General features: G+C 44.6%; 24 protein-coding genes. 17 read left to right on the plus strand and 7 right to left on the minus strand.

Annotated elements, in window-relative coordinates; translation table 11 throughout:
* Positions 1-40: 40 nt before the first annotated feature.
* The gene (mgtE, locus tag ABDK00_RS06010; protein WP_346239248.1) at positions 41-1,432 is read right to left on the minus strand and encodes a magnesium transporter; all 1,392 of its coding nucleotides are present in this window, start codon (positions 1,430-1,432) and stop codon (positions 41-43) included.
* Positions 1,433-1,576: 144 nt separating this feature from the next.
* Between mgtE and ABDK00_RS06015 the strand changes: the two genes are divergently transcribed.
* On the plus strand, positions 1,577-1,960 hold the full coding sequence (locus tag ABDK00_RS06015) for an SET domain-containing protein (RefSeq protein ID WP_346239249.1): 384 nt from the start codon (positions 1,577-1,579) through the stop codon (positions 1,958-1,960).
* Here ABDK00_RS06015 and ABDK00_RS06020 read toward each other — a convergent pair.
* From ABDK00_RS06020 to ABDK00_RS06030, 3 genes are read right to left on the minus strand one after another with little or no spacing between them, the layout of a single operon-like run.
* On the minus strand, positions 1,957-2,409 hold the full coding sequence (locus ABDK00_RS06020; protein WP_346239250.1) for an RES family NAD+ phosphorylase: 453 nt from the start codon (positions 2,407-2,409) through the stop codon (positions 1,957-1,959). The genes ABDK00_RS06015 and ABDK00_RS06020 overlap by 4 nt on opposite strands.
* Positions 2,409-2,858: a hypothetical protein gene (locus ABDK00_RS06025; protein ID WP_346239251.1), complete on the minus strand. Its 450-nt coding sequence runs from the start codon at positions 2,856-2,858 to the stop codon at positions 2,409-2,411. Before ABDK00_RS06025 ends, ABDK00_RS06020 begins: the two co-directional genes overlap by 1 nt.
* A gap of 42 nt (positions 2,859-2,900) precedes the next feature.
* Positions 2,901-3,722: a DUF4846 domain-containing protein gene (locus ABDK00_RS06030; protein WP_346239252.1), complete on the minus strand. Its 822-nt coding sequence runs from the start codon at positions 3,720-3,722 to the stop codon at positions 2,901-2,903.
* 71 nt (positions 3,723-3,793) lie between these two features.
* On the opposite strand from ABDK00_RS06030, the gene rnhA reads away from it, so the two are divergent.
* Genes rnhA through ABDK00_RS06045 form a run of 3 tightly spaced genes read left to right on the plus strand, consistent with a single transcriptional unit; the run spans position 3,794 to position 5,827 of the window.
* Positions 3,794-4,267: a ribonuclease HI gene (gene rnhA / locus ABDK00_RS06035; protein ID WP_346239253.1), complete on the plus strand. Its 474-nt coding sequence runs from the start codon at positions 3,794-3,796 to the stop codon at positions 4,265-4,267.
* A 23-nt stretch (positions 4,268-4,290) separates the two neighbouring features.
* Positions 4,291-4,620: an L-rhamnose mutarotase gene (locus ABDK00_RS06040; protein WP_346239254.1), complete on the plus strand. Its 330-nt coding sequence runs from the start codon at positions 4,291-4,293 to the stop codon at positions 4,618-4,620.
* Between the two features lie 13 nt (positions 4,621-4,633).
* On the plus strand, positions 4,634-5,827 hold the full coding sequence (locus ABDK00_RS06045; RefSeq protein WP_346239255.1) for a serine hydrolase: 1,194 nt from the start codon (positions 4,634-4,636) through the stop codon (positions 5,825-5,827).
* Positions 5,828-5,877: 50 nt separating this feature from the next.
* On the opposite strand, the gene ABDK00_RS06050 is transcribed toward ABDK00_RS06045, so the two are convergent.
* On the minus strand, positions 5,878-6,099 hold the full coding sequence (locus ABDK00_RS06050) for a DUF2795 domain-containing protein (RefSeq protein ID WP_114792839.1): 222 nt from the start codon (positions 6,097-6,099) through the stop codon (positions 5,878-5,880).
* A 195-nt stretch (positions 6,100-6,294) separates the two neighbouring features.
* On the opposite strand from ABDK00_RS06050, the gene ABDK00_RS06055 reads away from it, so the two are divergent.
* From ABDK00_RS06055 to ABDK00_RS06095, 9 genes are all read left to right on the plus strand, one after another.
* A complete protein-coding gene (locus ABDK00_RS06055; RefSeq protein ID WP_346239256.1) occupies positions 6,295-6,945 on the plus strand; it encodes an ABC transporter ATP-binding protein in 651 nt (216 codons plus the stop codon).
* 138 nt (positions 6,946-7,083) lie between these two features.
* The gene (locus ABDK00_RS06060; RefSeq protein ID WP_346239257.1) at positions 7,084-8,616 is read left to right on the plus strand and encodes an MFS transporter; all 1,533 of its coding nucleotides are present in this window, start codon (positions 7,084-7,086) and stop codon (positions 8,614-8,616) included.
* Between the two features lie 37 nt (positions 8,617-8,653).
* Positions 8,654-8,908: a DUF6814 family protein gene (locus tag ABDK00_RS06065; protein ID WP_346239258.1), complete on the plus strand. Its 255-nt coding sequence runs from the start codon at positions 8,654-8,656 to the stop codon at positions 8,906-8,908.
* Between the two features lie 70 nt (positions 8,909-8,978).
* Positions 8,979-9,308, plus strand: coding sequence for a hypothetical protein (locus tag ABDK00_RS06070; protein WP_346239259.1), 330 nt, complete (start codon positions 8,979-8,981; stop codon positions 9,306-9,308).
* Between the two features lie 84 nt (positions 9,309-9,392).
* Positions 9,393-11,051, plus strand: a complete 1,659-nt coding sequence (locus ABDK00_RS06075) for a SulP family inorganic anion transporter (protein ID WP_346239260.1) — start codon at positions 9,393-9,395, stop codon at positions 11,049-11,051.
* A 28-nt stretch (positions 11,052-11,079) separates the two neighbouring features.
* Positions 11,080-11,718 (plus strand): carbonic anhydrase, encoded by a 639-nt coding sequence (locus tag ABDK00_RS06080; RefSeq protein ID WP_346239261.1) that lies wholly within the window; start codon positions 11,080-11,082, stop codon positions 11,716-11,718.
* Positions 11,719-11,806: 88 nt separating this feature from the next.
* The gene (locus ABDK00_RS06085) at positions 11,807-12,940 is read left to right on the plus strand and encodes a serine hydrolase domain-containing protein (RefSeq protein WP_346239262.1); all 1,134 of its coding nucleotides are present in this window, start codon (positions 11,807-11,809) and stop codon (positions 12,938-12,940) included.
* Positions 12,941-13,059: 119 nt separating this feature from the next.
* Entirely contained in the window at positions 13,060-14,349 is a 1,290-nt protein-coding gene (eno, locus tag ABDK00_RS06090) for a phosphopyruvate hydratase (RefSeq protein ID WP_346239263.1), read from the plus strand.
* A gap of 79 nt (positions 14,350-14,428) precedes the next feature.
* Positions 14,429-14,809: an FtsB family cell division protein gene (locus ABDK00_RS06095; protein ID WP_346239264.1), complete on the plus strand. Its 381-nt coding sequence runs from the start codon at positions 14,429-14,431 to the stop codon at positions 14,807-14,809.
* Between the two features lie 66 nt (positions 14,810-14,875).
* Here the strand turns inward: ABDK00_RS06095 and ABDK00_RS06100 are convergent, their stop codons facing one another.
* Positions 14,876-17,266, minus strand: coding sequence for a thiamine pyrophosphate-dependent enzyme (locus tag ABDK00_RS06100; protein WP_346239265.1), 2,391 nt, complete (start codon positions 17,264-17,266; stop codon positions 14,876-14,878).
* 277 nt (positions 17,267-17,543) lie between these two features.
* On the opposite strand from ABDK00_RS06100, the gene ABDK00_RS06105 reads away from it, so the two are divergent.
* A complete protein-coding gene (locus ABDK00_RS06105; RefSeq protein ID WP_346239266.1) occupies positions 17,544-17,954 on the plus strand; it encodes a DUF1573 domain-containing protein in 411 nt (136 codons plus the stop codon).
* Between the two features lie 79 nt (positions 17,955-18,033).
* Complete coding sequence (locus ABDK00_RS06110; RefSeq protein WP_346239267.1) at positions 18,034-19,233, plus strand: pyridoxal phosphate-dependent aminotransferase; 1,200 nt, start codon at positions 18,034-18,036, stop codon at positions 19,231-19,233.
* Here the strand turns inward: ABDK00_RS06110 and ABDK00_RS06115 are convergent.
* The gene (locus tag ABDK00_RS06115) at positions 19,226-19,804 is read right to left on the minus strand and encodes an N-acetyltransferase family protein (protein ID WP_346239268.1); all 579 of its coding nucleotides are present in this window, start codon (positions 19,802-19,804) and stop codon (positions 19,226-19,228) included. The two genes, ABDK00_RS06110 and ABDK00_RS06115, sit on opposite strands and share 8 nt — an antisense overlap.
* Before the next feature lie 140 nt (positions 19,805-19,944).
* Here ABDK00_RS06115 and ABDK00_RS06120 point away from each other — a divergent pair, with 140 nt between their 5' ends.
* Together ABDK00_RS06120 and ABDK00_RS06125 are read left to right on the plus strand one after the other, a co-directional pair.
* Positions 19,945-21,264: an ammonium transporter gene (locus tag ABDK00_RS06120; protein ID WP_346239269.1), complete on the plus strand. Its 1,320-nt coding sequence runs from the start codon at positions 19,945-19,947 to the stop codon at positions 21,262-21,264.
* Positions 21,265-21,381: 117 nt separating this feature from the next.
* Entirely contained in the window at positions 21,382-24,438 is a 3,057-nt protein-coding gene (locus ABDK00_RS06125; protein WP_346239270.1) for an amidohydrolase family protein, read from the plus strand.
* Positions 24,439-24,480 lie beyond the last annotated feature (42 nt).

Raw genomic sequence — 24,480 nt, forward strand, 5'->3', positions numbered from 1 at the left:
TACCTAAGATGTTAGATAAAAATCTTTCGCGGGATGAATTTTATAACAGGGAACCTTTGAGCAGCATGAAGGCTACAGAGAAATAAATAATCAACCCCGTAACATCAACGAGGGTTGCCACAAACGGAGCTGAACTAACGGCAGGGTCAGCGCCCATTTTTTTCAGCAGAATGGGAAGCATACTGCCGGATAAAGTGCCCCACAAAACAACCCCCAGCAGGGTGAGGCCTAAGGTAAAAGCAAGCGGTAACCAGTGTTCGCCATAGAGAGTAGGGGTAACGATATGAAAAATATAAATTCGTAAAAAGCCGATGATGCCCAGCACGGTGCCCAACAGTATGCCCGAAATAATTTCGCGGCGCATCACCCGCCACCAGTCTTTAATATAAACCTCTCCGACTGCCATTGCCTGGATAATAAGTGTGGAAGCTTGCGAACCGCTGTTGCCGCCGCTGCTGATAATAAGCGGAATAAATAAAGCCAACACAACAGCGCGCGCAATTTCATCCTCAAAAAATGCCATAGCTGTGGCCGTAAGCATTTCTCCCAAAAACAAAATCACCAGCCAGGGCACGCGCTTTTTGAAGAGGCGGAAAAGCGGGATGTCGAGATAGGGTTCCTCAAAAGCCTGGGTACCACCCATTTTTTGCATGTCTTCACTATATTCTTCTTCCGCCACCCATAAAATATCATCGATAGTTACAATGCCCAGCAGTTTGTTGCTTTCGCTCACCACCGGAAGCGCAACCCGGTTATTCATTTTGAAAATCTCACTGGCGGTTTCCTGATCATCGTAGGCTTTGAGAGAGATAACTCTTTCATCCATTAACTCAGCAACTTTAGTATCCGGATCACTCAAAATAAATTCGCCGATACGGATATCATCCAGCAGTTCTCCGGCCTGATTGATGACATAAATTACATTGATGGCCTCGCTATTCTTGCCATATTTCCGGATCACGCCAAAAACCTCTTCCACCGTATTATGAGAATATACATACACATAGTCGGGGTTCATCAGCCGCCCGATACTATTTTCAGGATAGCCCAAAAGCGAAAGGGTGACGCGCCGTTCTTCGGGGTCTAACAATTTGATCAGCTCGCGGACAACATTGGCGGGCAATTCTTCTAAAAAGTCGGTTCGGTCATCGGCGGGCAGCTCGTTTAATAAAGCAGCCGTATAACTGGGAGGTAGTTCCTGGATGATATTATTTTGTTCTGAAACTTCCAGTAATTTAAAGACATTCACGGCCCGATGCACCGACATATTGGTGATGATAAATGCCTCATGCTCAGGGAAATCGTAAACGAGGTCAACCACATCACTTATATTCTGGTCATCAAGAAACTCCTTGATGTTTGCCTTTGAACCCGACTCAAGCAGGGTTTCAAACTGTGTAGAAATTGATATGGCTCCCTCCTCCAATTGCATGCGCCAAACTTACAGGAATTTTTGCATTCATTTATTACCTAATTATTAGATAAGATCCGGCGTCTGCAAAGTAAGTCGGAAGCGTGTTATAGCCTGTATTTTGGATGAACTGGAATTAATAATACTTTCGTAAAAAAAGATCATTTGATTGCACATTGCCTTTATATTACCAACACCGCAGAAATGGGGCGCGGCGTTTTCACTTCAGAACCGATAGCCAAGGGATCTGTTATCGAAATCGCGCCCGTCGTTGTCATGTCAGCCGTAGAAAGAAAATTGCTGGACCAAACCCTTTTGCACGATTATATTTTTGAATGGGGCGAAGACGGGGATCAATGCTGTATGGCGTTGGGCTGGGCGGCGGTTTACAACCATGCTTATGAAAGCAATTGCGACTATGAAATGGACTACGACCAAAACGTGATTACTATAAAAACCGTTCGAAACATTGAAGCCGGCGAAGAACTGTTTATTAACTACAGCGGTAGTTGGGATGCAGACAAAGAAGTTTGGTTCGACGCCCTTTAAAATAGTCTTGTATCAAGGCCGTATGCCCGGCTGCGGACAATTTTTATTTTCCTGAAGTCAACATGCGTTGGGTTGAGCAGGTAATTGCTTTCCTCGGGAATGACGGCAGAAGGTATTTTTAAAATAAGATCAGTTTGGGATTTGAGAAACTCGTCGCCAATATACCGGGTATAATCGCTGTCGGCGCTCCAGTTTGCTTTCATAGCCGTCTGATCAATTTCAATAACTTCATTATCCGGAATTTGAATCTCTACCAAATGATAAGAAGGCAACAACGGCGTGGCTGTTCGGTCATAATTCACCACAATTTCCAACACCGCCAACGATATATGATGCGCACAGTACAACGCGTGTTGCCCTTTGCTGTTCCAACGGCCGCCATAAAGAAAAGCGCCCTGTCCCGACAAATCTTCGCTAAACTCTGATCGAACAAGCCTGTAAATAATCATTATGCTGATATGCCGTGTTGAATGCGGCCTAAAGTGTCAATTATTTCCTGAATCCCACTGTGCGTGCTCAATTTGCTTTTGGCTATTTCTCCATTCAAAGAAAAAGGCCTGCTCTCCAGCCAGGTTTTAAAACCCTCTTTTCCAAACATATCATTGCCCATATCAATCAAAACTTCCAAAAGCAAAATGCGTTCTATTTGCAAACCATTAAAGCCGCCGTTATCTTTTGCATAACGATGTAAAGTTCGCTCGCTCATAAAAAGCATATCGGCCCACTCGGCAAGGGTGAATGCGGCTTTGTTGAGAATTTTTTTGAAATCGTTATAAGTAAAATCCTTAACCAACACTTCTATCTGATTAGATTTGGGCATCACATAATACAAAGCCTGAGGCTCTTCTACTTTGTTGCTGTTGGCGTCGGGAATATATTTTCTGGTGATTTTTTTCATCTTATGTCATTTGTCACAAATATACATGTTTTTTGTCGGTTTTTAATTTTTTTTCCATCCAAAAAGTTGCTCCCGGTTAAAAGTCCATTCAGGCGTTACTATCGCGGAGGTTTCATCAACCCGATACCAGGGACTGAGCGCTCTATTAGAAGGGTTTTTGAGGATATGAATGTCTTGAGCCGGCATATAGCTTTGTGCCAGAAGATAAAGTTTGTTCCCTTTAGAATCGGTGGCTGTGGCCATAACAATTACTGCATGGCCGGGCGAACCCGGCTCTAAAAACACATCGCCCGCGGTTATTTGAGCCAGGCGCTTAGCTTTGAGTGAACTACCCAGGCTTGCTGTTCCGCAATAGCTAAATACAAATTCAAGATAAAGATCGAAGGCTTTGCTGAGGCCAGGCCGGGAGGAAGCCCGGTAGGCTACCAACTTGTTTTTTTCTAACCGGAATCTTTGACCCTCCAGCCATTTTCCGAAATTTAAGACGACACCGCTATTGGTGACAAATTCAATAGCATCGAACTGCTTTCTTTGAAAAAGCCAGTCCGCCCGCAAGCGCATGATAGCGTCCGCGCATTGTTGTAAATCTTTGTTGCCGACGCTCACGTCCAATACGGCATAATGAGCCGCCTGGTTCGCCTTTTTTCGTCCATCGTAAAGGTAAACGGTGTTGTCTTTTTTTAATGGAATATTGCCCAAAAAATGGGCAAAGCTACTTTTTTGTTCTATTGTAAAATTGGCCGGCGGCCGTATGTCGTCAACCGATACTGGCGGAGCAGGCGTATCGTTTACAGTAACATTTCTTTCCTCCGAACAGGTAATAGGGTTGACAAACGCCACAGAAAGTAAAAGGTATAATTTCATAAGAGATGTTTGATATAAGACGCGGCCGTTTAAAATTTTCATAACTCAGCTTCGGGTGTATATTTGCCTTGTTGGAAAAATCAATTACTATTTATACAGATGGGGCGTCGCGTGGAAACCCGGGCCCTGGCGGCTATGGCGTCGTTTTGATGTACAAGGGCCATGTGAAAGAACTCTCGGGTGGTTTTAAAAAAACGACTAATAATAGAATGGAACTTCTGGCTGTGATCGAGGGTTTGAAAGCTTTAAAGACAAAAGATATTCCCGTTACAATTTTCTCCGACAGCCAATATGTTGTCAATGCGATTTCAAAGGGATGGCTGCGCAATTGGATCAGGACTGATTTTAAGGGCGGGAAAAAAAACAAGGATCTCTGGCTTCAATATGATAAGCTGTCCCGAAATTTCAATATAAAAATAAACTGGGTAAGAGGGCATGCCGATAATCCATACAACAACCGATGCGACCAGTTGGCCACGGCTGCAGCAGACGGCAGCAACCTGATGGTGGATGCAGGCTTCGAGCGGGAAGCATCTTTGAAATAAACAATTACTTATAACTTTATTTGATGAAAAAATACTGTCTTACAGTCGATCTTATAAACGACGCAAAACTGATAGCCGAATATGAAGCGCATCACAAAACGATATGGCCCGAAATTGAAAAAAGCATTCGGGATGCCGGCATTGAGAGTATGGAAATCTACCGCGTCGAAAATCGCCTGTTTATGATCATGGAGGTAAGCGAAACTTTCTCTTTTGAAAAAAAACAGGCCGCTGATCTGGCCAACCCGCGGGTTCAGGAATGGGAAACCCTGATGTGGAATTATCAGCAGGCGCTTCCTTTCGCCAATCCCGGCGAAAAGTGGGTGTTGATGAAAAAGATTTTTCAATTATAGTAGGGCGAAAGCGATGAAATTTAGAAACACATTCGGGTGTATCGCCATCGTATTTTTGCTGTCGTCCTGTTATGCTTTGCGCGCCTACCGCTTTCGAAATTTTGAACTCGATGATTTGGGGAAATTCAATGCGGCGACGCTTGAAAAGAGCAACCTTCCCTATCAATTTAAAGAAGGGCGCAATTACAGCGCCGCATGGCAATCTTATCTTGACAGTAATCTTCAGAACAGTTTAACCTATGGGTTTTTAGTCATCCGAAATGACTCGATACTTTATGAAAAGTATTTCGGTGATTTGGATTCAACCAATATTTTTCCTTCCTTTTCGGTAGCAAAGTCTTTCGTTGGTACTTTAGCGCAAATTGCCCTGCAAGAGGGCGCTATCAAATCTTTTGGCGATCCCGTCACCGATTACTTACCCTGGCTTTTAAAAAGCGATAAAGACTGGAAGCGCGTCAGCATTCAAAATATACTTGATATGCGCAGCGGCGTTGAAAGCGATGAGACATACGACAACCCTTTCAGTGATGTTATTAAGCTAGGCTTTAGGCGCAATATGTATAGGCAGCTGAAAAACCTAAAAACCGATGCCCGTAAAACATTTGAATATAAAAGTGTCAACACGCAACTATTGGCGGCGGTTATAGAAGCTGCGACGGGCAAGCCACTTCCTGTTTTTCTGCAGGAAAAGCTATGGCAGCCGCTTGGCATGGAAAGCAATGCCGGCTGGCAAACAGATGCGCGTGGGAGAGCCAGGGCCTTCTGCTGCCTGAATGCCACGATGAAGGATTTTGCCAAACTGGGGCGACTTTATTTGGAAAATGGTAACTGGAATGGCAAGCAGATTTTGGCGGAAAGTTGGGTTCAAAATATTTTGAATACCGATTCGATGCGCGCCCGCCAGGGGTATACCAATCACTGGTGGAGCAGCCGCACCATCAGGCGCTTTTCAGATTCGGTGCAGGCGCAACAATTTGTGGCAGCGCGGCCGGAAAATTGGTATATCGCCAAAGGGCAAAGGCGCGGTAAAACCTATTTCAGCGCTTATCACACTTTGCCGGGCGTTTTTGCGCAAGGAATGTTAGGTCAATATATCTATATAAATCCTCCCAAAAACCTGATCATTGTGCGCATGGGGCATAGCTGGAGCCATCCTTCGTTCTATGCACAGCGCTTTATTGAAGACCTCGCCGAACGCATCAACTGATAAAAAAAAGCCGCCTGAAAGGCAGCTTGTTATTTACACATAAAATAAATTTAATATTCATCTTCGTTGAAAAGAAAATCCTCCTGCGTCGGATAGTCGGGCCAGATGTCTTCGATGGTTTCATAAACATCTCCCTCATCTTCAAGTTCTTGTAAGTTCTCTACCACCTCCAGCGGTGCACCACTGCGGATAGCATAGTCAATCAGCTCGTCTTTGGTTGCCGGCCAGGGCGCATCTTCGAGGTAAGAGGCTAGTTCAAGTGTCCAAAACATAGTATAATCGGTTTTCTGTATTTAACGTTTAAATGCAACAAAGGGTTGCAGTACCTTTCAAAATTTTTGCAAAAGTAAATGTATTACTGAATTTAGCAAATTGCTTTTTTTAAACGTTTTTCTGTCAATTTATCGGGAATTAAAAACCAAACTTCTACATTTGAGAATCAGGCTTTTCATCACACAACTATTTGAATGATTAACGGGAAAAATATTCATAAGGCTTACGGGAAAATACAGGTTTTAAAGGGCGTCGATATCCATATCAGCCGCGGCGAAGTGGTTTCGATCGTTGGCCCTTCGGGTAGCGGCAAAAGTACGCTGCTGCATATTTTGGGAACGTTAGATAAAGCCGACAGCGGCGAAGTAACGATGAACGGGCAGGATATTCAGTTGTTAAGCTCAAAAAAGCTGGCGGCTTTCCGCAATGAGAATATTGGCTTTGTTTTTCAATTTCATCATCTTTTGCCTGAATTTTCTGCGCTGGAGAATGTTTGCATCCCCGCCTGGATCGGTGGCCGGAAAAAAAAGCAGGTAGAACAACGCGCTAAGGAGTTGCTCGGTATTTTAGGCGTCGCCCATCGAATGGATAATAAGCCTAACGAACTGAGCGGGGGAGAACAGCAGCGCGTGGCGGTTGCGCGTGCCCTGATCAATCAACCCTCTATAGTTTTCGCAGACGAACCCACGGGTAACCTCGACACCGCGAACGCAAAAGAATTGCACGACCTGATTTTCGATTTAAGATCAAAGTTTGAACAAACGTTTTTGATTGTAACCCACAACGAAGAGTTGGCGCAGCTGAGCGACAGGGTGTTGCAAATGAAAGACGGCCTGATCATGTAGGATTAGGGGCCGCGCCGCGCCGCTATTGAAAAAAGTGAGCGCCCTGCTTCGCCGTTACCTAAACTTGCCCTATATTTAACCGTTCATCGACTTAGCCCAAACCGGTTTTGGTGATCAAAACATGATAATAACGATTGTATGAATCAAACGCAAGGCGGGAATGTCATCACCAGGGTGATCGCCGCATCATCTTTGGGTACCATGATCGAGTGGTACGATTTCTATATATTTGGAATGCTCGCCAAAACCATTTCCACTGAATTTTTTCCTGAAGGAAATGCTACGGCTGCGCTGTTGAGCACGCTGGCTATTTTTGCGGCCGGCTTCATCGTGCGGCCCTTTGGCGCCCTTGTTTTTGGACGGCTGGGCGATATCCTGGGCCGAAAATCAACATTCTTATTAACCCTTGTTTTAATGGGTGGTTCTACGTTTTTGATTGGCCTGGTGCCGGGTTATCAAACAATCGGAATCGCTGCGCCGCTTTTGGTGCTGTTGCTGCGCCTGATTCAGGGGTTGGCGCTGGGTGGCGAATATGGGGGCGCCGCAACTTATGTGGCGGAGCATGCGCCGGCCGACAGACGCGGCTATTTTACCAGTTGGATACAAACCACCGCGACGCTAGGGCTTTTTATTGCGTTGGGCGTTATCATGCTGGTGAAAATGAATATGAGCGATGCGGCTTTTAATGCGGAGTGGGGCGGATGGAGATATCCGTTTTGGTTTTCAATCCTGCTCGTAGGTGTTTCCGTTTATATCAGGATGAAAATGGAAGAATCGCCCTTGTTCTCCAAACTGAAATCAGAGGGAAAAACAGCGAAGAATCCATTAAAGGAAAGCTTTAAGCATAAGGCAAATTTCAAAATGGTATTGCTGGCGCTTTTTGGAGCCGTGATGGGGCAGGGCGTTATTTGGTACACAGGCCAATTTTATGCGCAGAGTTTTTTAGAAACCAAAGTGATGCTCGATTTTGAGCAAAGCCGAACGATTATGCTTTGGGCCATTTTATTTGCGACACCGTTTTTTATTTTCTTCGGATGGCTTAGTGACAAAATCGGGCGCAAATGGATCATGCTATTAGGCATGTTGGTGGCGATCATTACCTATCGGCCCATTTTTAATTACTTTCTCGAGAAAGGCGATGTCACAGAATGGCATCGGGCCGACACAGAATCTGGCTCCACAACCACAACGAAAACCGAGGCGCTCGGCAACGGCGGCGATAGTTTGCTTATCCATTCCAAAACCGTAAAATTTAGCTCTGGCGCGGCTTACACCGAGCAAACCGTAGACACGCTGAACGCTGCAACAAATGAAGTTAGCACAGGGCGGCCGGTGGTGAAAGACAAAGTGCTGGCGCCTACAACCTATTGGAAATACATCGGCCTGGTGTTTATCCTGATTTTTTATGTTACGATGGTTTACGGGCCCATAGCAGCATTCCTTGTTGAGTTGTTTCCAGTGCGCATTCGATACACATCGATGTCGCTGCCTTATCATATTGGCAACGGTGTTTTTGGCGGCCTGGTTCCTTTTATTGGGGTTTTGCTACAAACCACGTTTACTTCAGATGCGTTGGTTGGTCTTTGGTATCCCATAGCCGTAGCGGGTTTGTGTTTTATAATCGGCGCGGTGTATCTGACCAATAAAATTGATCGGGAAGTGAATGATTAATCATATCCTTTTTGATAAAAATGATAAACTTTAAGAAATGAATTTTGTTAAACGATTGCTTGGTTTGATTTGGCTGTTGTTAGGCCCGGCTGTTATATGCTTTTTAATCGCCGGCGCAGTAAAGAATATTGACCCTTCCGGTACAAGGGATATCAATAATCCGGTGATCTGGGTAATTATCATTGCCATATTCGTACCCATTGCGATTGGCCTGATGATCTTCGGTTGGTATGCAATGAAAAATGAATATAAGCATCTGCCGGAGGATTCAGATCATTTAAACTTTGAATAGTTAATTAAATGTAATGTTTTAAGGTAAAACCTGTTTTGCAAAACTATTTTAATATATCTTCGCTAAGTCTATGAGCAGATTGTTGCGCTACATATCGGGTTGCTTTTTATCGGCTTTATTGTTGTTGCTAACAATAGGGCTGCCTATAAGCTATAACGCGATCATGGATATGAAAAGCAGTACTGCTCAGACTGAAAATTGCAATAAAAACCCTTACTCAAACGCGACTGAAGAAAAAACACCGTCAAACACTTTGACGATTAGTGAGGAATATGTTCATGAAGATCATAGCGATGTGCAGCTGCCTTTACAGCAAATTTCTATAGCCTATATTCATGCGCATGAAGCCACTTATGTAGCTTACCATGGAGAATTACATTGTCCTCCCCCTAACTCCTGATTGCTATCCCATCTGATCTTTTCTTTTCTTATTTTTTGATCCGTTTTATTCAAACGGACCGGCTTATAATATTTAAAATTTTTTATGACTAATCAACCTCGTTCGACAGGTTTTTTTAAGTCACTTGGTAGTGACTTGCCTTCTTCTATCGTAGTTTTTCTTGTAGCGTTACCACTGTGTCTGGGTGTGGCGCTGGCTTCTAATGCGCCGCTGTTTAGCGGCATCATCGCCGGTGTGTCTGGTGGCATTGTAGTGGGCTTGCTCAGCGGTTCCAATCTAAGTGTGAGTGGGCCGGCGGCGGGTTTAACGGCCATTGTTGCGGCGGCTATTACCACGTTGGCATCTTTTGAAGCTTTCTTGGTAGTGGTGGTGCTCGCCGGTGTTATGCAGCTGGTGCTCGGTTTTTGTAAAGCCGGCATTATCGGCGACTATGTTCCCAACAGTGTGATCAAGGGCATGCTGGCCGCGATCGGCCTTATCCTTATTTTAAACCAGGTGCCGCATTTACTGGGTGATGATTCGTCTTTTGAACTAGATGAAAACACTCCTGTGACAGGAAATATTTTTGTGAACTTTTTTGCGTCGTTTGCAAACATCGACCTTTCGGCATTCATTATTGGCGCTGTCTGTCTCGGGTTTTATTTTGCCTGGGAAGCCTGGGTGGCTAATAAAAAAGGATTTATAAAACTGGTACCTGCGCCGTTGTTAATCGTGTTTTTGGGAGTTGGCCTGAATTATTTATTTGCAACCACCCAGGCCATTCCTGCTTTGCAAGGCGGGCATTTGGTGTCCATCCCGGTAGCGTCTTCGCCAACCGAATTTCTTTCTTTCTTCACCATGCCCGACTGGTCTTTTATCACCAATCCCCAGGTTTGGATATTAGCGCTTACGGTGGCCCTGGTGGCCAGCCTCGAAACACTACTTTGTATTGAAGCCGTCGACGACCTCGATCCTTATCAGCGGGTGACGCCCACCAACAGGGAACTGAAAGCGCAGGGAGTAGGAAACATCGTTTCAGGGCTTGTGGGTGGAATCCCTGTAACAAGTGTAATTGTTAGGTCATCTGCCAACGTAAACGCCGGTGCAAAAACGAAAAAATCAACTATTTTGCATGGATCGTTTTTATTATTACTCGTAGCGTTTATTCCCGCTGTGCTCAACCTGATTCCTAAAGCAGCTTTGGCAGCCATCCTGATTTTTACGGGTTACAAACTGGCAAAACCCTCACTGTTTAAAGCTTTTTATAAGAAAGGATGGGATGTGTTTTTGCCTTTTGTAATGACAATCGCAGCCATCCTGGCAACGGATCTTTTAAAAGGGGTTATCCTCGGGATTATCATTGGATTGTTTTTTGCTTTTAGATCCAATTTCAGAAAAGCGGTTTTCGTGGTAAACGATGAAAAGCGTTATTTGTTCCGCTTAAGAAAGGATGTTTCTTTTCTTAACAAAGCGATCATTAAACGCAAACTGGAAGAAGTGCCAGAGGATTCCCATGTGATTATCGATACCAAAAGGGCAGATTATATCGATAAGGATGTGGTGGAAACAATAGAAGATTTTACATTGCATGCGCCGTTAAAAAATATTAAAGTAGATTTATATACCAGCGGGTTTGTAGATCACGGTTTTTCTTACAAAGTCCTGGCGAACAATAATGATAACGCTTCGCTTAAAAGAAATTATGAAGAAGTGATCGAATCCGTGATACAAGGCAATGGCAACCCGAATAAACAAACAAATTAATTAACCTTAAATATTAAAATTTAACTTGATGAAATCGTATAGTGAATTATTAGAAGCAAACAAAGAGTGGGCAGCAGAAATGTTGTCGGTAGACCCTTCATTTTTTAACAAACTCGCAGAAACCCAAACGCCCGAGTTTTTGTGGATTGGATGTAGCGATAGCCGCGTTCCTGCCAACCAGATTACCGGCACCAACCCCGGGGAAATTTTCGTACATCGCAATATTGCCAACCTGGTCGTTCACACAGATGTGAATATGCTAAGCGTTTTGGAATACGCGGTAGTGCATCTGAAAGTAAAACACGTCATTGTTTGCGGCCATTATGGTTGTGGTGGGGTAAAGGCCGCCATGGGAAATAATGATTTCAACCAGATCTTAAACATGTGGCTGCGCGTAATTAAAGATGTGTATAAAGACAACAGGGCTGAGCTCGAGGCGATCGCAGACGAAAACGAAAGAGCCGACCGCCTGGTAGAATTAAACGTGAGAGAGCAGGCCGAAAAGCTTTGCAAAACATCTATCATTCAAAAAGCCTGGAGTAATCGCCAGGGCCCTGAAATTCATGGTTGGGTGTACGGATTAAAAGACGGTAAATTAAAAGAAGTTATCAATATCAAACCCGGGGAAACGGTGATTGACCCTGTGTATGTATATGATAATATCTAATTGAATGATTTGAATAAATCTTAAAGCATGGCCTCGCAGCCATGCTTTTTTATTGTTATTTTTAAAGTCGAATATAAAATGTTGCAACATGAATTGTTTACGCCCGGCGCTGCTTCTGTTTTTTGTTGGCTTTTTTGGTACACGACTTACCGCACAAAGCCTGCAATCAGAAATCAATCATTTAATGGAAAAATACCGTGCCGTGGGGTTGGCCCTAGTGGCGGTGAAGGACAATAAAATCATCTACAACGAGTCGTTTGGCTTAAAGGATATCGAAACGAAAACGCCGCTGAGCCAGCGCGATATATTTCGCATTGCCTCCATTTCTAAATCCTTCTCTGCGACCGCCATCATGCAGCTGGTCGCGCAGGGCAAGTTGGCTTTGACGGATGATGTGAGCAAGCTCATAGGTTTTCGGGTAAGAAACCCTAAGTTTCCGAAGACTACGATTACCCTTAAAATGCTATTGTCGCACCGCTCCAGTTTAAACGATAGCCAGGGCTATTTTACCCTGGATTCAATCAACCCGGCAACATCGCCCAACACGGCAAAATGTTATAATGACTACGAACCCGGCAAGGGCTATGAATATTGCAACCTGAATTTTAATATCATTGGCGCTATCATAGAGAAGGTTTCAGGGAAGCGGTTTGATCAATATATTAAAAACGCTATACTCGACCCCCTGGAATTATATGGAGGCTACTGCGTGGATAGTTTGCATCAGTCGCTTTTTACAACGCTTTATGGGTTTGATGCTGCAAACGATCGCTTCGAAGCTGCGCCTGAAGCCTACGCTCCGCGTCGAGAACAGATTGCACATTATCGCATGGGGCACAGCACGCCGGTTTTTTCTCCAACGGGCGGAATGAAAATTTCAGCGCCTGATTTAGCGCGCTACATGATTATGCACATGAATTATGGAAAAGGCAAGGGCGTTCGTATCATGAAAAAGAAATATGCCAAGCTGATGCAGCAGCCCTTAACAGAAAAGAACGGCTACGGCCTGGCTTTGTTAACAACCCAAAAATTAATTCCGGGGATTCGACTCACGGGTCATACGGGTTCGGCCTACGGCTTGTACAGCGCTATGTTTTTCGAGCCCGAAAAGAAGTTTGGTTTTGTGGTGATTACCAATGGTTGCCTTTACAGCGAAACCGAAGGGACCGTTGATTTGCATAAAGATGCGATCAATTTGCTCTACAAACATTTAATACAATAAACCCCTATTCCGGTTTTCCACATTTGTTATTTAATTTTTTCCCCTTTTGTGTATTAGATACGCTAAGTATTATTTAAATTGCGGCTCAAATTGAAAAAATACATCTAAACAGATAATTCATGAGTTACATTTCAAAGGTTTTTGCCAGACAAATTTTAGATAGCCGCGGAAATCCCACGGTAGAAGTGGATGTTTTCACCGACGAAGGTGGTTTTGGCCGCGCGGCAGTGCCCAGCGGGGCGAGCACGGGGATTCACGAAGCGGTGGAATTGCGCGATGGCGATAAGAAAAAATATCTGGGCAAGGGTACTTTAAAAGCGGTAAAAAACGTAAATACGGTTATCGCTCCGGCTTTGCTGGGTTATGATGTAGCAGATCAAACAGGAATTGATCAGTTGATGATACAATTAGATGGGACTGAAAACAAAGCCAAACTGGGCGCTAATGCTTTATTGGCGGTTAGTATGGCCGCAGCAAGAGCTGCTGCTGAGGAGTCAGGATTGCCGCTGTTTCGATATATCGGTGGAACCAACGCTAAGACGCTGCCCATTCCGATGATGAACATTTTAAACGGAGGCGCACATGCTGACAACAAGATCGACTTCCAGGAATTTATGATTATGCCGGTTGGCGCGCCTACTTTCAGCGAAGGACTTCGTTGGGGGGTGGAAATTTTCCATGCGCTGAAATCGGTTTTAAAAAAGAAAGGATATAGCACCAACGTGGGTGACGAAGGTGGATTTGCGCCTAACATTCAAAGTAATGAAGAAGCCATCGAAACTGTTTTGGATGCCATTGGCGCAGCCGGTTACAAAGCAGGATCGCAAATCATGATCGCTATGGACGCTGCTAACAGCGAACTTTGGGATGCTAAGAAGAAAAAATATGTTTTCCACAAAAGCTCCGGTAAAGCTATGAGCAGTGAAGAACTCGTGAAATATTGGGAAACCTGGGTGAAAAAATACCCTATCGCGAGCATCGAAGACGGGATGGCGGAAGATGACTGGAAAGGCTGGAAATTATTAACAGAGACGATTGGCAGCAAATGCCAGTTGGTGGGAGATGACCTGTTTGTAACCAATGTTGAAAGATTACAGCAGGGCATTGATACCGATACAGCCAACGGCTTATTGGTAAAAGTGAACCAAATCGGAACCATCACCGAAACAATTAATGCGGTAACACTGGCGCAGCATCATGGTTATAACACAATTATGAGCCATAGAAGCGGTGAAACAGAAGACACAACAATCGCTGATCTTGCGGTGGCATTGAATTGCGGACAAATTAAAACGGGTTCTGCAAGCCGCACCGACCGTATTGCAAAATACAATCAGCTGATAAGAATAGAAGAGCTTTTGGGTGCGAGTGCGATCTATCCAACAGGAAAGATTAAATTTGGTAAATAAAATAGCTGCTGATGCTCGGTTCATAGTTCGAGGAAATTGCTTAACTTTTCCTGAATTTTGAACCATTAAATAGAAATCCATGGAAGAGTTCGTAGATTTTGTATCCGAAAAAGAGCCATCCATTCAACGCGAGGCGCCGAGAAAGCGCAAAGCATTGAGCCGGGTGTCGCGTTTTCTTACGAACAAATATTTTATTACCTCTTTGGCTTTTCTTGGCGTTATGTTGTTTCTCGACAAAAATGATCTCATCACGACGATGGAAAGGAGGGAGGAATTGAATACGTTGAGCCAAAGCAAAGAACATTATCTAAGTGAACTCTCGGAACTGCGGAAAATAAAAACCGAACTGGAAACAGATCCTGTGGTTATTGAAAAGTTAGCGAGGGAGAAATATTTAATGAAGCGGGAAAACGAGGATATTTTCGTAACTGAAGATAAATCGAGAGCTGTAAAAAATTAGCGAATAAAATTACACGAGTAAAAAATGCCAGGTGATTGCCTGGCATTTTTCTTATTGAAAAATAAACTATTCCTTCATCATTTCTAATAATACGGAAGCCACCTGTTCTGCGTTGGGCTTGCTGAAATAATCACCATCGCTTCCGTAGGCGGGCCGGTGGTCTTTGGCAGTGATGGTTCGGGGCGCTACATCCAGGTAGCGGTAACCGCCCTGCTCTTCCATTACCTTATTAAACATGTAAGCCGCAGCGCCGCCCGGTACGTCTTCATCTACAAAAACAATACGGTTGGTTTTTTGAAGAGACGCCAATATCATATGATCCCGATCAAATGGCAGGAGCGTTTGCACATCGATCAGTTCGCAGCTAATGCCGAGGGGAGCAACAAGCGCCATGGCCTGCTGTACAATGCGGATCGTCGATCCGTAGCTGACAATTGTAATATCTGCACCCTCCTGTAAAATTTCGGGAACGCCCAGCGGAACGGTCATTTCCCGCAGATTTTCCGGAAGCTTTTCTTTCAACCGGTAACCATTAAGGCTTTCAATTACGATCGCCGGATCGTTGCTTTTCAAAAGCGTATTATACATGCCGGCTGCCTGCACAAAATTCCTGGGCACGCAAACATACATGCCGCGAACCGCATTAATAATCATGCCCATCGGCGAGCCGCTATGCCAAATGCCTTCGAGCCTGTGGCCGCGCGTTCTTACGATAATCGGACAACTTTGCTTGCCCGCGCTTCTGTAGAAAAGCGAAGCAACATCGTCGGTAAGCGGTTGCAACCCGTAAACCAAGTAATCTAAATATTGAATTTCAGCAATCGGGCGCAGCCCTCTTAACGCGAGGCCAATTCCCTTGCCCATAATCGTCAGTTCCCTGATGCCTGTGTCAAAAATGCGTTTAGTACCGTATTTTTTTTGCAATCCTGCAAAGCCCTGGTTCACATCGCCAATGCTGCCGAGGTCTTCGCCAAAAGCAATGACTTTCGGATTGGAAGTGAACAATCCGTCAAAATATTTATTGATGATCTGATAGCCGTTGAGGGTCGGCGCATTTTCGGGCACGACCGGCGCCACCACATCCACTTTTAATGCACTCTTCGGGCCGTCGTCGTATAAAAGCGTGTTATAAATTTCGGAGCTTGACTGCTGCAGCGATTCCATGTATTCGGTAGCTTCAGACGTGGCTTTGTCGCCGCAGAGCAGGATCGCTTTATATAAACTTTGAATGCTGTGTTTTCTCAGCGGTTCTCTCAGGGATCTCAGGTCTTTGGCAATTTTTCTCAGCTCGTCTTCGTGCTCGGGATTGTCCGGAATAAGACCCTCAACAATTTCGCTGGTTTTTTGCGTGAGTTCCTTTAACGGCGCCTGATATTCTTTCCAGGCTTTTTCTTTCGCCTCTTTTACATTTTGGCGCGCATCGTTTTCAATCTTTTTTAATAAAGATTCATCCGCGAGCGCGTTCTTCAAAATCCAGGATTTCATTTGCTTCATGCAATCCCATTCCTTTTCCCATTCGAGCCTTTCCGGAGTTTTGTATCGCTCATGGCTACCGGAAGTGCTATGTCCCTGCGGTTGGGTCAACTCCTGTATGTGAAAGATTACGGGCGTGTGTGTTTGCCGGGCGAGTTGCACGCCTTCATCAATAGCTTCGACCATGCCCATATAATCCCAGCCTTTCAAAGCGGCGATGTAAAAGCCATTGGTGCCTTCTTCCTTTTCAAATCCTTTGAGCGCTTTTGAAACAGAGCCTTTTGTTGTTTGATATTCTACCGGAACCGAAATGCCATAACCGTCATCCCAAACGAAAATTACAAGTGGTACCTGCAAAACGCCCGCTGCATTCACCGCTTCCCAAAAATGGCCTTCGCTGGTCGATGCATCGCCGATCGTGCAAAAACAAACTTCGTTTCCATTATCGGATAAATTTTTGAATTGTTTGAGCTCGTCAATCTCGCGAAACATTTTGGAAGCCAAAGCCAGGCCTACCGCGCGTGGCATTTGAGATGCGGTTGAAGACATGTCTGTACCTGTATTCTTCGTTTCCATCAAATTCGACCATTCGCCGTCGGGCGCTACATTCCGGCTGGTATAATGACAATTCATCTGCCGGCCCGCACTAAAGGGCTCGTGCTCAGGATCGGGATCCGCATAAAGCTGCGAAAAATAGGTTTGGGGATTCGATTCGCCCAGCGCAAACATCATCGTCTGATCGCGATAATAGCCGCTTCGCCAGTCGCCAGGTTTAAAAAACTTTGCGACGGCCACCTGCGCTACTTCCTTGCCGTCTCCAAAAATGCCAAACTTCGCTTTGCCGGTTAATACCTCTTTTCGGGATAATAAACTGGTTTCGCGACTTAAGCAAGCAATATAATAATCGTGTAGTACCCCGTCTTTAAATTTTTCAAAAGACAACATTTCATTCTGCGCTGCAAATCCGGAATTCTGTGTATCCATTCGACAAAAATAGGTGAGATGGTTTAATATGTGAATATAACGAATTAATAAGCATTTTAGTGTAAGCCTTATGTCGATATGATCTATACCAATCGGTCTTCAAAATTAATTTAGAGATCAGCGTAAATGTAAGAAACATGCCTGTAACCATGAAATGCGAAGTCAATTCATAAAATATTGCTATTGTTGGGCTTTTATGCAACTTTTAAAGAGATGGTGTCATCAATTTTGAATACTTTTGTTAATCGAATTGTTGATCAATCCTAAAATGAAAATTATGAAACAAGTTGGATTTTTGTTGTTGTTGGTTTGCCTTTTTGGCTTTAATGTGAATGCGCAGACGAGTGCACCCGAAGTGCCGGCTACCTCTGCGGAGAACGCCATCAAAATGGTAAAAGAAAAATATGATATCGGGAAAGTGCCACAGGGAAAGCCCGTTACGTTTTATATGGAGTTTTTAAATGAAACGAAAAAGCCTCTTGTAGTGAAAAGCGTGATGGCTGGTTGTGGTTGCACTGTTCCTGAAAAACCAAAAGAGCCAATTATGCCAGGTAAAACCGGAAAAATCAAAGTTGAATATAGTGCGCCCAGCGCTGGTCCTGTAAATAAAGATGTGGAAATTTATGTCGCGGGATATAATGAACCAAAAGTTGTTTACTTTACCGGCGAAGTGGTTGCAAAAAAATAGATCAATTTAATATTTATAGTCAACCCCTTCAGCCATGGAGGGGTTCATTTTTTTATACCCAAAACTCTAAAGTAATATTATGCTTACAGTTTCGAAACGCGGTTTTCAAATGCCGGCATCACCCATCAGAAAACTGGTACCTTTTGCGGAAGCCGCAAAGGAAAGAGGGGTCACCGTTTATCATTTAAATATCGGTCAGCCGGATATTGAAACGCCTGCAGCAATTATGGACGCGGTGAAAAAAGTGGATATGCCTATTTTAGAGTATAGCCACAGTGCGGGCAATGAGAGCTACCGGCGTAAACTGGCGGCGTATTATTCAAAAAAAGGTTTTGATGTAAATTATGACGAAATATTGATCACCACGGGTGGCAGCGAGGCGATTATTTTTTCGTTTTTCGCCTGCCTCGATCCGGGCGATGAAGTGATTATTCCGGAGCCCTTATATGCAAACTATATTGGTTTTGCCTGCGAAGCGGGGGTAAAAGTTGTTCCCATCCGTTCTTCTATTGAGAACGGGTTTATGCTGCCGGCGGTGAGCGAATTTGAAAAAGTGATTACAGCCAAAACAAAAGCCATCCTGATTTGCAATCCCAATAATCCCACAGGCTATTTATACAGCCGCGGGGAGTTGACGGAGTTGGCCGGAATCTGCAAAAAATACAATCTTTACTTTTTTAGTGATGAAGCCTACCGCGAGTTTTGTTATAGCGACGCTGCGCACACCAGTGTGATGCATTTGAAAGACATCAGCGATAACGCGGTTTTATTAGATACCATCAGTAAAAGGTACAGCGCCTGCGGCGCCCGTATTGGGGCCCTGGTCACCAAAAATAAGGATGTGTACAATGCGGTTTTGAAATTCGCGCAGGCAAGATTGAGCCCGCCAGGCCTCGAACAGATTTTAGGGGAAGCGGCTGTCGATTTGCCAGACGATTATTTTGACCAACCGAAGCAGGAGTATATGGCGCGGCGCGATTTGCTCGTCAGCCGGCTCAATAAAATGGAAGGCGTTGATTGTCCCAACCCGGGAGGCGCTTTTTACGCCATGGCGCGGCTGCCTATCGATGATGCGGACCGGTTTTGTCAATGGATGTTGGAGGATTTTTCTTTAGATAATCAAACAGCCATGTTTGCGCCGGCTACAGGGTTTTATGTAACGCCCGGATTGGGAATGAACGAGATCAGGCTGGCATACGTTATCAACCGGCAGGATATTGACAAAGCAATGGATTGCCTGGAGGCAGCCTTAAAGGTATATCCGGGAAAGACTAATTAGTATATCGCGTTAAGACGGACTGAATGGTTTCAGCGGATAGTGCCGAAAACGGGCGAATAGGCGCGGGCGTGTCCGTGCCCGTTTCTTTCAATAGCAGCTGCCACCAGCCCACATCGCACCATTGGCCTGATTTGAAACCCACCTGGGTGTAAGTGGCAAACCATTTAAAGCCGAATCGCTCGTGGAAACCCACGCTTTCCGGGTTGGGCGTGGTGATTACGGCATATACTTTATAAATTCCCTGTAGTTTTAATAAATCAAATAAGGCATTATAGAGCCGGGTAGCGATCCCGGCTTTTTTAGCATCCGCATCTATATACACCGAACATTCTACCGCCCATTGATACGCGTCGCGTTCGCGGTAGGCCGCCGCATAAGCATATCCCAGAACTTTTCCGTCCTGAACTGCTGCCAGCCATGGAAAACGTTTCAGGCAACTATTTATTCTTTTTCTAAATACATCATTATCAGGCAGTTTTGTTTCAAACGTTACAACACTGCCTGTTATAAAAGGAGCGTAGATTTTCAACATTTGATCTGCCATATCCGGTGTTGCAACTACTATTTTCATATAATAAAAAATTATATTTGAAAATAAATATCAATAATACAATTTATTTCAAAATAATCTATCTAAATTTGTGGATATACTATTAAATAATGATTTTTTTAATTTATTATTTATTTTTTTAATACTAAACCTCCAGCATTATGCACATGACCAAAAAACTGGCTATCGTTCCATTCTTACTGCTCGTATTAGTAACCATTTTAAGCCTTTTTATGGGCCAGAACCCCGTTGAAAGCCCAACCCACCCCGACATCGATACAGGCGACACCGCCTGGTTGCTGACATCAGCCGCTTTGGTGTTGATTATGACACCCGGCCTTGCTTTCTTTTACGGAGGTATGGTAAAGAAGAAAAACGTGATTTCGACAATGTTACAAAGTTTTATCTGTATGGCCATCGTCTCTATTATCTGGGTGGTTTTCGGATTTAGCCTCGCATTTGGATCGGACATTGGCGGTTTTATCGGAAACCCGACAACTTTCATGTTTATGAATGGTGTGCTGGACGGCGATCCATGGTCGCTCGCCCCCACTGTCCCTTTGGTCGTTTTTGCGTTTTTTCAGCTTAAGTTCGCTATCATTACGCCGGCGCTTGTGACTGGTGCTTTTTCTGAGCGGGTACGTTTCACCTCTTACATCTTGTTCATTTGCTTGTTTTTCATATTTATTTATGCACCTTTAGCGCACATGACCTGGCATCCTGATGGCTATTTATTCAACCTCGGCGTTTTAGATTTCGCAGGAGGTACGGTAGTGCATATGAGCGCCGGTGTGGCTGCGCTGGCCAGCGCCATTTATCTTCGTAAGCGTACTGACCAGGAAATGAAGCCTGCTCGTATTACTTACGTTTTATTAGGTACCGGTTTACTCTGGTTTGGATGGTTTGGATTTAATGGCGGCTCCGCAATGGGCGCTAACAACCTGGCAGCGATCGCTTTGGCAACTACCGCAGTTGCATCTGGCGCTGCTGCTTTCGCCTGGATTATTTTTGATGCATTGAGAGGTAAAAAGCCTTCTGCGATGGGAACCAGTATTGGTGCAGTAGTCGGACTGGTAGCCATTACGCCGGCCGCTGGTTTCGTAAGCCTTCCACACGCTTTGGTAATCGGTGTTATCGCAGCCATCGTAAGTAATTTGATGGTAGAATGGAGAACAAGAACCAGCATCGATGATACTTTGGACGTATTCCCTTGCCATGGTGTAGGCGGTTTGGTAGGTATGATTTTAACAGGTGTTTTCGCCAGCCCCGGCATCAATTCTGCTGTGGCTGATAAAGGGCTTTTCTTTGGAGAAACCAAATTATTTACAACGCATTTGATCGTCGCCATTTGCGTATTGGTTGGTGTTTTTATAATGTCGATGATTATCCTGAAAATTACCGATCTGATCACGCCTTTACGCGTTAGCGAAGAGGAAGAAGCAGAAGGGTTAGATATTAGCCAATTAGGCGAAACGCTTTAATATTTCGAGGTTTTTTTTAAAGTTGAAAGTGCAAGCCGTGCTGCGGTTTGCACTTTTCTTATTTTTGTTGATCAAGGCTTTCGGTTTTATTTTTTATTTTCAGAAAAATTAATGCTAATGAAGAAATGGCTGATGGCGTTTGGGGCTGCCTTTATGGCTACACAGCTCCTCGCTCAGGTTACTTACCCCGTAAATGGTATCGCCGACGAGCGATCCGATTATTATGCATTTATACATGCCACGATAGTAAAAGATACCAGCGCAACGGTTCATGATGCCACTTTGGTAATCCGCGAGGGTAAAATTCTTTCGATCAGTAATAAACCTGCGCCGCAAGGCGCAGTGGTCATCGATTGTAAGGGGCAAACCATCTATCCTTCTTTTATTGATATTTATAGCGATTACGGTATTCCGGTGCCCACGCGGTCAGGCGGCAGTAGTTCCTTCTTTGGCCCTCAGCAATTGACAACCCACACGAAGGGGCCCTATGCCTGGAATCAGGCTATTAAAAGTGAAGTGAATGGTGTGGAACTTTTTTCGACCGATGATAAAAAAGCGGAAAGCCTGCGGGCGCAGGGATTTGGCGCTGTCGTTTCGCATCAAAAAGATGGAATCGCCAGAGGCACGGGGGTTGCTGCGCTATTGTCCGATCAAAAGGAAAATCTAAATGTGATAAAAGATAAGGCCGCTTGTTTCTATTCATTTAGCAAAGGCACTTCAACCCAATCTTATCCTACATCGATGATGGGCAGCGTCGCCCTGCTGCGCCAGACTTTTTTAGATGCCGATTGGTATAGCAAAAACAAACCTCTTAAAGAAGGATTGAATAAATCCCTGGAGGCCTGGACCCAGCATCAAGCGCTTCCGCAGATATTTGAAGCCGGCGATAAATGGAGCGACCTTAGGGCCGACAGGATCGGGGATGAATTTGGCGTGCAATATATTATTAAAGGTGGCGACGACGAGTATCAGCGGATGCATGAGATTGCCGCCACACGCGCCGCTTTTATTCTCCCGTTAAATTTTCCCGAAACACAAAATATCGAAGATCCGATGGACGCCAGGTTTGTTTCGGTTAGCGATATGGCTCATTGGGAGCTGGCGCCCGGAAATGCAGCTGCTTTTGAAAAGGCAAAAATAAAATTTGCACTTACTACTGCCGACCTTAAAGATGTTAAAAATTTCTGGCCTTCACTGCGAAAAGCTATTTCCTACGGACTAAGTAAAAATGCTGCTTTAGCGGCGTTGACTGCTACACCGGCTTCGCTCCTGAAGATTGATGATAAAGTGGGAAGCCTGGCGCCCGGCAAAACAGCTAGCTTTCTGATTACAACCGGAGATATTTTTTCGGAAAAAGCAAGCATTGTGGAAAATTGGGTGAATGGTCAACGATATGATATCAATGCAAAAGCTGGTAAAGAGCAGGCTGGCCAATATAAATTGACGATTAAAACCCAAGCGACAACAGAAGCATACGTATTGCTTGTTAAAAGCAGTAGCCAGGCGCAAATCGTTGGAAAAGATACGCTGACCACAAAATTTAAATCAGATGGCACTTTGGTATCTATCAATTTTTCCTTAAAACCGACAACAAAAAAAAGCGGCGAAAAAAAGGACACGACTTTTCAAGCGGATCAGGCAGATTTTCTCTATCGGCTGAGCGGTGTGGATTATGGAAAAACCTGGCAGGGTGTCGGTTCCGACAATAAAGGCCAGCCGCTTACCTGGGTGGCGGACTTTGTAAAAGAAAATGTAACAAAAAAAGATACCGCTAAAAGCAAAATTGAAAAGCCACTGGCAAAGGTTCCGTTTCCTTTCTCGCCCTACGGGAATGAAGCGTTGCCGCAGACGGAAAATATTTTGATAAGAAATGCGACGGTATGGACGAATGAAAGTGCGGGCAGGCTTGAGGCGACAGATGTGTTGCTTAAAAACGGTAAAATAGCAGCGATAGGAAAAAGCCTTGCAGCCGCAGGAGCGAGAGTGATTGACGGAACCGGAAAATATTTAACACCCGGGATCATTGATGAGCATTCGCATATCGCAGCGTTCTCCATAAATGAAGGAGCGCAGTCTGTGACGTCCGAAGTGCGCGTGGGCGATAATTTGAATCCTGACGATATTAATATTTACCGGCAACTCAGCGGCGGCGTTACAACCTCTCATATTTTGCATGGGTCGGCCAATACGATTGGAGGCCAAACGCAATTGATAAAGCTGAGATGGGGCGCTGATGATGAGGGGTTAAAGTTTAAAGGCGCCGATCCTTTCATAAAATTTGCGCTGGGCGAAAATGTAAAACGAACAGCCCAGCCGCAGGGAAATATTCGCTTCCCCGACACCCGCATCGGAGTTCAGGCCGTGTTGGCAGATGCCTTTCAACGCGCAAAAGATTACGAATCCAAAATAAAAGCAGGCGACAAAAGCCTGCGCCGCGATCTTGAATTGGATGCATTAGTGGCTATTCTAAACCAAAAGCTTTTTATTACCTGTCATAGCTACGTACAAAGTGAAATTCTCTCCATCATGGCGACAGCAGAACAGTACGGGTTCAAGGTAAATACCCTGACGCATATTCTCGAAGGTTATAAGGTAGCGGATGCTATTCGCAGGCATGGCGCCAATGTTTCAACATTTTCTGATTGGTGGGCTTATAAAACCGAAGTGCAGGATGCCATTCCTTACAATGCCGCCATCATGCATAAAATGGGTTTGAATGTATGTATCAATAGCGACGATGCGGAAATGGCGCGCCGGCTCAACCAGGAAGCTGCCAAGGTGATCAAATATGGCGGCGTGAGCGAAGATGATGCATTCAAGATGATTACCTTGAATCCCGCGAAAGCTTTGCATATCGAAGATCGGGTAGGAAGTATTAAAATTGGTAAAGATGCCGATGTGGTGTTATGGAGCGACAACCCTTTAAGTATTTATGCAAAAGCGTTATACACGATTGTGGATGGCGCTGTTTATTTTGACTTGCAAAAAGACCTGGAGAAAAGAAAAGCGATCCACACGGAGCGCAACCGGCTGGTCCAAAAAATGCTGGCAGCCGCCAAGTCGGGTGCGCCCACCGTTCCGGCGAAGCCGACGGCACAGGTTATTTTACACTGCGAAGATCATGAGGAACAAAAAGGTATTTTGGAAATAGATTCATACGAAGAGAAATTATGATCGGGCAATGAAGTGAAAACTTATACCTGGTGCGTTCTATCC

The sequence above is a fragment of the Niabella insulisoli genome, from assembly GCF_039652435.2.
Lineage (GTDB): Bacteria > Bacteroidota > Bacteroidia > Chitinophagales > Chitinophagaceae > Niabella > Niabella insulamsoli.

What these genes read in the sequence shown, in the direction of transcription:
- mgtE (WP_346239248.1), bottom strand. Translation starts at nt 1,432, where the DNA reads ATGCAATTGGAGGAGGGAGCCATATCAATTTCTACACAGTTTGAAACC.
- ABDK00_RS06020 (WP_346239250.1), bottom strand. Translation starts at nt 2,409, where the DNA reads ATGATTATTTACAGGCTTGTTCGATCAGAGTTTAGCGAAGATTTGTCG.
- ABDK00_RS06025 (WP_346239251.1), bottom strand. Translation starts at nt 2,858, where the DNA reads ATGAAAAAAATCACCAGAAAATATATTCCCGACGCCAACAGCAACAAA.
- ABDK00_RS06030 (WP_346239252.1), bottom strand. Translation starts at nt 3,722, where the DNA reads ATGAAATTATACCTTTTACTTTCTGTGGCGTTTGTCAACCCTATTACC.
- ABDK00_RS06040 (WP_346239254.1), top strand. Translation starts at nt 4,291, where the DNA reads ATGAAAAAATACTGTCTTACAGTCGATCTTATAAACGACGCAAAACTG.
- ABDK00_RS06045 (WP_346239255.1), top strand. Translation starts at nt 4,634, where the DNA reads ATGAAATTTAGAAACACATTCGGGTGTATCGCCATCGTATTTTTGCTG.
- ABDK00_RS06050 (WP_114792839.1), bottom strand. Translation starts at nt 6,099, where the DNA reads ATGTTTTGGACACTTGAACTAGCCTCTTACCTCGAAGATGCGCCCTGG.
- ABDK00_RS06055 (WP_346239256.1), top strand. Translation starts at nt 6,295, where the DNA reads ATGATTAACGGGAAAAATATTCATAAGGCTTACGGGAAAATACAGGTT.
- ABDK00_RS06060 (WP_346239257.1), top strand. Translation starts at nt 7,084, where the DNA reads ATGAATCAAACGCAAGGCGGGAATGTCATCACCAGGGTGATCGCCGCA.
- ABDK00_RS06065 (WP_346239258.1), top strand. Translation starts at nt 8,654, where the DNA reads ATGAATTTTGTTAAACGATTGCTTGGTTTGATTTGGCTGTTGTTAGGC.
- ABDK00_RS06070 (WP_346239259.1), top strand. Translation starts at nt 8,979, where the DNA reads ATGAGCAGATTGTTGCGCTACATATCGGGTTGCTTTTTATCGGCTTTA.
- ABDK00_RS06075 (WP_346239260.1), top strand. Translation starts at nt 9,393, where the DNA reads ATGACTAATCAACCTCGTTCGACAGGTTTTTTTAAGTCACTTGGTAGT.
- ABDK00_RS06080 (WP_346239261.1), top strand. Translation starts at nt 11,080, where the DNA reads ATGAAATCGTATAGTGAATTATTAGAAGCAAACAAAGAGTGGGCAGCA.
- ABDK00_RS06085 (WP_346239262.1), top strand. Translation starts at nt 11,807, where the DNA reads ATGAATTGTTTACGCCCGGCGCTGCTTCTGTTTTTTGTTGGCTTTTTT.
- eno (WP_346239263.1), top strand. Translation starts at nt 13,060, where the DNA reads ATGAGTTACATTTCAAAGGTTTTTGCCAGACAAATTTTAGATAGCCGC.
- ABDK00_RS06095 (WP_346239264.1), top strand. Translation starts at nt 14,429, where the DNA reads ATGGAAGAGTTCGTAGATTTTGTATCCGAAAAAGAGCCATCCATTCAA.
- ABDK00_RS06100 (WP_346239265.1), bottom strand. Translation starts at nt 17,266, where the DNA reads ATGGATACACAGAATTCCGGATTTGCAGCGCAGAATGAAATGTTGTCT.
- ABDK00_RS06105 (WP_346239266.1), top strand. Translation starts at nt 17,544, where the DNA reads ATGAAACAAGTTGGATTTTTGTTGTTGTTGGTTTGCCTTTTTGGCTTT.
- ABDK00_RS06110 (WP_346239267.1), top strand. Translation starts at nt 18,034, where the DNA reads ATGCTTACAGTTTCGAAACGCGGTTTTCAAATGCCGGCATCACCCATC.
- ABDK00_RS06115 (WP_346239268.1), bottom strand. Translation starts at nt 19,804, where the DNA reads ATGAAAATAGTAGTTGCAACACCGGATATGGCAGATCAAATGTTGAAA.
- ABDK00_RS06120 (WP_346239269.1), top strand. Translation starts at nt 19,945, where the DNA reads ATGCACATGACCAAAAAACTGGCTATCGTTCCATTCTTACTGCTCGTA.
- ABDK00_RS06125 (WP_346239270.1), top strand. Translation starts at nt 21,382, where the DNA reads ATGAAGAAATGGCTGATGGCGTTTGGGGCTGCCTTTATGGCTACACAG.